At 56.3% G+C, this 5,440-nt stretch carries 2 tRNA genes and 3 rRNA genes; all 5 read right to left on the reverse strand.

The features are described from left to right. Positions 1-28: 28 nt before the first annotated feature. Positions 29-140 (reverse strand): 5S ribosomal RNA (gene rrf, locus JT718_RS20360). 90 nt (positions 141-230) lie between these two features. Beyond that, positions 231-3,125: ribosomal RNA gene (locus tag JT718_RS20365) — 23S ribosomal RNA — on the reverse strand. A 179-nt stretch (positions 3,126-3,304) separates the two neighbouring features. Continuing rightward, a tRNA-Ala gene (locus tag JT718_RS20370) sits at positions 3,305-3,378 on the reverse strand. A 10-nt stretch (positions 3,379-3,388) separates the two neighbouring features. Continuing rightward, positions 3,389-3,465, reverse strand: a tRNA-Ile gene (locus JT718_RS20375). 111 nt (positions 3,466-3,576) lie between these two features. Continuing rightward, positions 3,577-5,088, reverse strand: a 16S ribosomal RNA gene (locus tag JT718_RS20380). Together the 16S, 23S and 5S rRNA genes with 2 tRNA genes alongside form the textbook arrangement of a ribosomal RNA operon. Positions 5,089-5,440 lie beyond the last annotated feature (352 nt).

The following is a 5,440-nucleotide window of genomic DNA, read 5'->3' on the forward strand; positions in this document are numbered from 1 at the left end:
GTTGCAGGGTGGGCGTGCGTTAGTGGGGGGTTGGCGGCGACCTACTCTCCCGCGTGTGACCGCAGTACCATCGGCTCGGCGGGGCTTAACTTCTCTGTTCGGAATGGGAAGAGGTGGACACCCGCGACATAGCCACCATTTTGCTCTTGGGCCTTGCGGCCGTGGTGGGGTCGGGGAGTGCTCTGGCATACTGGCAAAGGGAGAGGAACGCAAGGGTACGCGCCCTTCGGGCGGGAAAGTTCCCGGGCAATTAGTACGGCTCGGCTGTGCTGTTTCCAGCTTTACACCTGCCGCCTATCGACGTGGTCGTCTCCCACGGCCCTTCAAGGGATGTCTCATCTTGGGGTGAGTTTCGCACTTAGATGCTTTCAGCGCTTATCTCATCCGAGCGTAGCTACCCTGCGCTGCGGCTGGCGCCACAACAGGTCCACCAGAGGCTCGTCCATCCCGGTCCTCTCGTACTAAGGACAGGTCCCCTCAAACATCCGACGCCCACTACAGATAGGGACCGAACTGTCTCACGACGTTCTGAACCCAGCTCGCGTGCCACTTTAATCGGCGAACAGCCGAACCCTTGGGACCTTCTCCAGCCCCAGGACGTGACGAGCCGACATCGAGGTGCCAAACCTCCCCGTCGATATGAGCTCTTGGGGGAGATCAGCCTGTTATCCCCGGCGTACCTTTTATCCTTTGAGCGATGGCCCTTCCATGCGGAACCACCGGATCACTATATCCGCCTTTCGGCCCTGCTCGGCTTGTGGGCCTCACAGTCAAGCACCCTTCTGCTATTGCGCTCTGCGCACGGTTACCAAGCGTGCTGAGGGTACCTTTGAAAGCCTCCGTTACTCTTTTGGAGGCGACCACCCCAGTCAAACTACCCACCAAGCAATGTCTCCCCTCCGGGATTAGGCTCCAAGCAACTCAAGGGTGGTATTTCAACGCTGCCTCCCCGACGCCTGGCGACGCCGGATCACAGGCTCCCACCTATCCTACACATGAGTTACCCAGAGTCAATGCTAAGCTATAGTAAAGGTGCACGGGGTCTTTCCGTCCCGTAGCGGGTACTCGGCATCTTCACCGAGACTACAATTTCACCGAGCTCACGGCTGAGACAGCGCCCAGATCGTTACACCATTCGTGCAGGTCGGAACTTACCCGACAAGGAATTTCGCTACCTTAGGACCGTTATAGTTACGGCCGCCGTTTACCGGGGCTTCGGTTCAACGCTTCGGGTTGCCCCTAACGTCCCCCCTTAACCTTCCGGCACCGGGCAGGTGTCAGGCCATATACCTCATCTTTCGATTTCGCATAGCCATGTGTTTTTGTTAAACAGTCGCCTGGGCCTCTTCACTGCGGCTTCTCCAATTGCTTGGAGGAAGCGCCCCTTCTCCCGAAGTTACAGGGCCATTTTGCCGAGTTCCTTGGCCGTGATTCACTCGAGCACCTTAGGATTCTCTCCTCGACTACCTGTGTCGGATTGCGGTACGGGTAGCGGGACCGTTGAAACGCTTAGCGGGTTTTCTTGGGAGCGGGATTAGGGCCACTATCCCCTCGCCCGGGGGCTTGGGGTACTATCGCCTTTCGGCAGGTCCGGCGTACTTGACTACCGGTCCTATACCTACGGGCTTCAACCTGGTATTCCGTCACCAGGCGGGCCTTTCACTTCTCCGTCACCGCATCGCTGGGTCACGCTAGTACTGGAATATTAACCAGTTGTCCATCGACCTTAGCCTTCGCATCGGCCTTAGGACCCGACTAACCCTGATCCGATTAGCGTTGATCAGGAAACCTTAGTCTTTCGGTGTGCGGGTTTCTCGCCCGCATTATCGTTACTTATGCCTACATTTGCTTTTCCCGACGCTCCAGCGCCCATTGCCAGGCGCCTTCTCCGCAAGACGGGAATGCTCCCCTACCACAGAATTAGATTCTATCCGCAGCTTCGGTAATATGCTTGATGCCCGATTATTATCGATGCCCTGCCGCTCGACCAGTGAGCTGTTACGCACTCTTTAAATGAATGGCTGCTTCCAAGCCAACATCCTGGCTGTCTGGGCAGCTGGACCTCCTTTGTTCAACTTAGCATATATTTAGGGACCTTAGCTGGCGGTCTGGGTTCTTTCCCTCTCGGCCTGGGACCTTAGCACCCCAAGCCTCACTGCCGAGTATGTTTCATGGCATTCGGAGTTCGTCAGGATTCGGTAGGATTTGACTCCCCCTAGTCCTATCGGTAGCTCTACCTCCATGAAACTCCACCTCGACGCTGCCCCTAAAGGCATTTCGGGGAGTACGAGCTATTTCTCAGTTTGATTGGCCTTTCACCCCTACCCTCAGGTCATCCAAATGCTTTTCAACGCAAACTGGTTCGGACCTCCAGTTGGTGTTACCCAACCTTCATCCTGCCCAAGGGTAGATCACAAAGTTTCGCGTCTACCCCCCCTGACTGTGCGCCCTGTTCAGACTCGCTTTCGCTGCGGCTCCGCGTCTTGAGACGCTTAACCTCGCCAGGGAGGAGTAACTCGTAGGCTCATTATGCAAAAGGCACGCCGTCACCCCACAAAGGGGCTCCGACCGCTTGTAGGCGCATGGTTTCAGGTTCTTTTCACTCCCCTATTCGGGGTCCTTTTCACCTTTCCCTCACGGTACTGGTTCACTATCGGTCTCTCAGGAGTATTTAGCCTTGCCGGATGGTACCGGCGGATTCAGACGGGATTCCTCTGGTCCCGCCCTACTCAGGATACCGCTAGGGCCAGGAAACTTGCGCTGACGGGGCTCTCACCCTCTGCGGCCTACCTTCCCAGGTAGTTAAGCTTCGTTTACTGGTCCCACGGCGCGGTCCTACAACCCCAGCCTTGCCGTAACAAGGCTGGTTTGGGCTCTTCCCCGTTCGCTCGCCACTACTTGGGGAATCATTGTTATTTTCTCTTCCTCCGGGTACTTAGATGTTTCAGTTCCCCGGGTTCGCCCCTGCAAAGCAGGTGACTGGTCTTCAACCAGCCGGGTTGCCCCATTCGGACATCCGCGGATCACATCGTATGTGCCGATCCCCGCGGCTTATCGCAGCTTATCGCGTCCTTCCTCGCCTCTGAGAGCCTAGGCATCCTCCATGCGCCCTTCTCTACTTTCTTCGCCTGCGTGATCGCTCACGCGGCGCGTACTCTCGTTTGTTCTCTCTCTCTTCCAGTATGTCAAAGAACTCCCCGCCAGGTCCATAGCGCATTGCTGCGACAGGTTCCTGGCATGTGCCCCGGTCTCCCTATTGGAGACCGGATGTGTGATCGTTGCCTTAGGTCAGGCGTTCGGTGAGTGGAGAATAACGGAGTCGAACCGTTGACCTCCTGCGTGCAAAGCAGGCGCTCTAGCCAGCTGAGCTAATCCCCCATGGTAAACGTGGTGGGCCTGCGTGGACTCGAACCACGGACCTCTACATTATCAGTGTAGCGCTCTAACCACCTGAGCTACAAGCCCTACTTGCAATGGTAGGTGTCCGCTTCTGACCTAATTCTAAAATGCTTTTGAGTTTCAAGCAAAGGGATAGACAGGGGGAAACGGGCGGCGCCCTCGGCGGCGCGTCTCCAGAAAGGAGGTGATCCAGCCGCACCTTCCGGTACGGCTACCTTGTTACGACTTAGCCCCAGTTACCAGTTTTACCCTAAGCCGCTCCTTGTGGGTGACGGCCTTCAGGTCTCCCTGACTTCCATGGCTTGACGGGCGGTGTGTACAAGGCCCGGGAACGTATTCACCGCGTCATTGCTGATACGCGATTACTAGCGATTCCAGCTTCACGGGGTCGAGTTGCAGACCCCGATCCGAACTGAGACGCACTTTCTGAGATTGGCATCCTGTTGCCAGGTAGCGACCCTCTGTATGCGCCATTGTAGCACGTGTGTAGCCCTAGGCGTAAGGGCCATGATGACTTGACGTCGTCCCCGCCTTCCTCGCTCCTTGCGGAGGCAGTCTCCCTAGAGTCCCCACCTTGACGTGCTGGCAACTAGGGATAGGGGTTGCGCTCGTTGCGGGACTTAACCCAACACCTCACGGCACGAGCTGACGACAGCCATGCAGCACCTTGCTTTGTGCCCCGAAGGGAAGCCCCATCTCTGGGGCGGTCACGCGCATTCTAGCCTAGGTAAGGTTCCTCGCGTATCATCGAATTAAACCACATGCTCCACCGCTTGTGCGGGCCCCCGTCAATTCCTTTGAGTTTCACCCTTGCGGGCGTACTCCCCAGGTGGACTACTTAACGCTTTCGCTAAGACGCCGACAGTCTGTCGCCGACATCGAGTAGTCATCGTTTACGGCGTGGACTACCAGGGTATCTAATCCTGTTCGCTCCCCACGCTTTCGTGCCTCAGCGTCAGTTATGGCCTAGTAAGCTGCCTACGCAATCGGTGTTCTTGAGGGTATCTAAGCATTTCACCGCTACACCCTCAATTCCGCCTACCTCGTCCATACTCAAGCCCGCCAGTATCAACGGCAGTTCCGGGGTTGAGCCCCGGGCTTTCACCGCTGACTTAACAGGCCGCCTACGCACCCTTTAAACCCAATAAATCCGGACAACGCTTGCACCCTCCGTATTACCGCGGCTGCTGGCACGGAGTTAGCCGGTGCTTATTCCCCAGGTACCGTCAGTTCCCCACGCATGGGTGTTTTCTTCCCTGGTAAAAGCAGTTTACAACCCAGAAGGCCTTCATCCTGCACGCGGCATGGCTGGGTCAGGCTTCCGCCCATTGCCCAATATTCCCTACTGCTGCCTCCCGTAGGAGTCTGGCCCGTATCTCAGTGCCAGTGTGGGGGACCGTCCTCTCAGAACCCCTAGCCATCGTCGCCTTGGTGGGCCCTTACCCCGCCAACTAGCTAATGGCACGCATGCCCATCTCAAACCGATAAATCTTTAACCTTCTTCAGATGCCATCAAAAGGTGTTATGCGGTATTAATCCGGATTTCTCCGGGCTATCCCCCAGTTTGAGGTAGGTTGCATACGCGTTACGCACCCGTGCGCCACTGGGCCCCGAAGGACCCCGTTCGACTTGCATGTATTAGGCCTGCCGCTAGCGTTCATCCTGAGCCAGGATCAAACTCTCCATTGTAGTAGATTGTTTGACTGCTCTTCTTTTATAAAGACAGTCGGTCTTGTTCAGACGCCGACCGCCGATACGCTTCATGTTTCCTAGACAAACATTGCTGTATGCCTTTCCTATCTATCCCATTCACTCAAAGAACTTCCCACCGACCTGTCGTCAGTGATTAGCGGCAGCCTGGCGCTGCCGTTCCATCCTGTTTCCCTTCCCTTCCGGAAGGGGCTGCAAAGGTAGCGAGAATCTTCCGTTCTGCAAACCCTCAGCGGCTTTTTTTTCTTTCTTTTTTTTCTCCCCGAACCTGTCGTCCTGGCCTATTCCCTGGCTTCGTTTCCGAAGCGGGTGCAAAGGTAAGAAACTCTTT

Origin of the sequence: Rufibacter psychrotolerans, from assembly GCF_016924645.1 — a bacterium.
Lineage (GTDB): Bacteria > Bacteroidota > Bacteroidia > Cytophagales > Hymenobacteraceae > Nibribacter > Nibribacter psychrotolerans.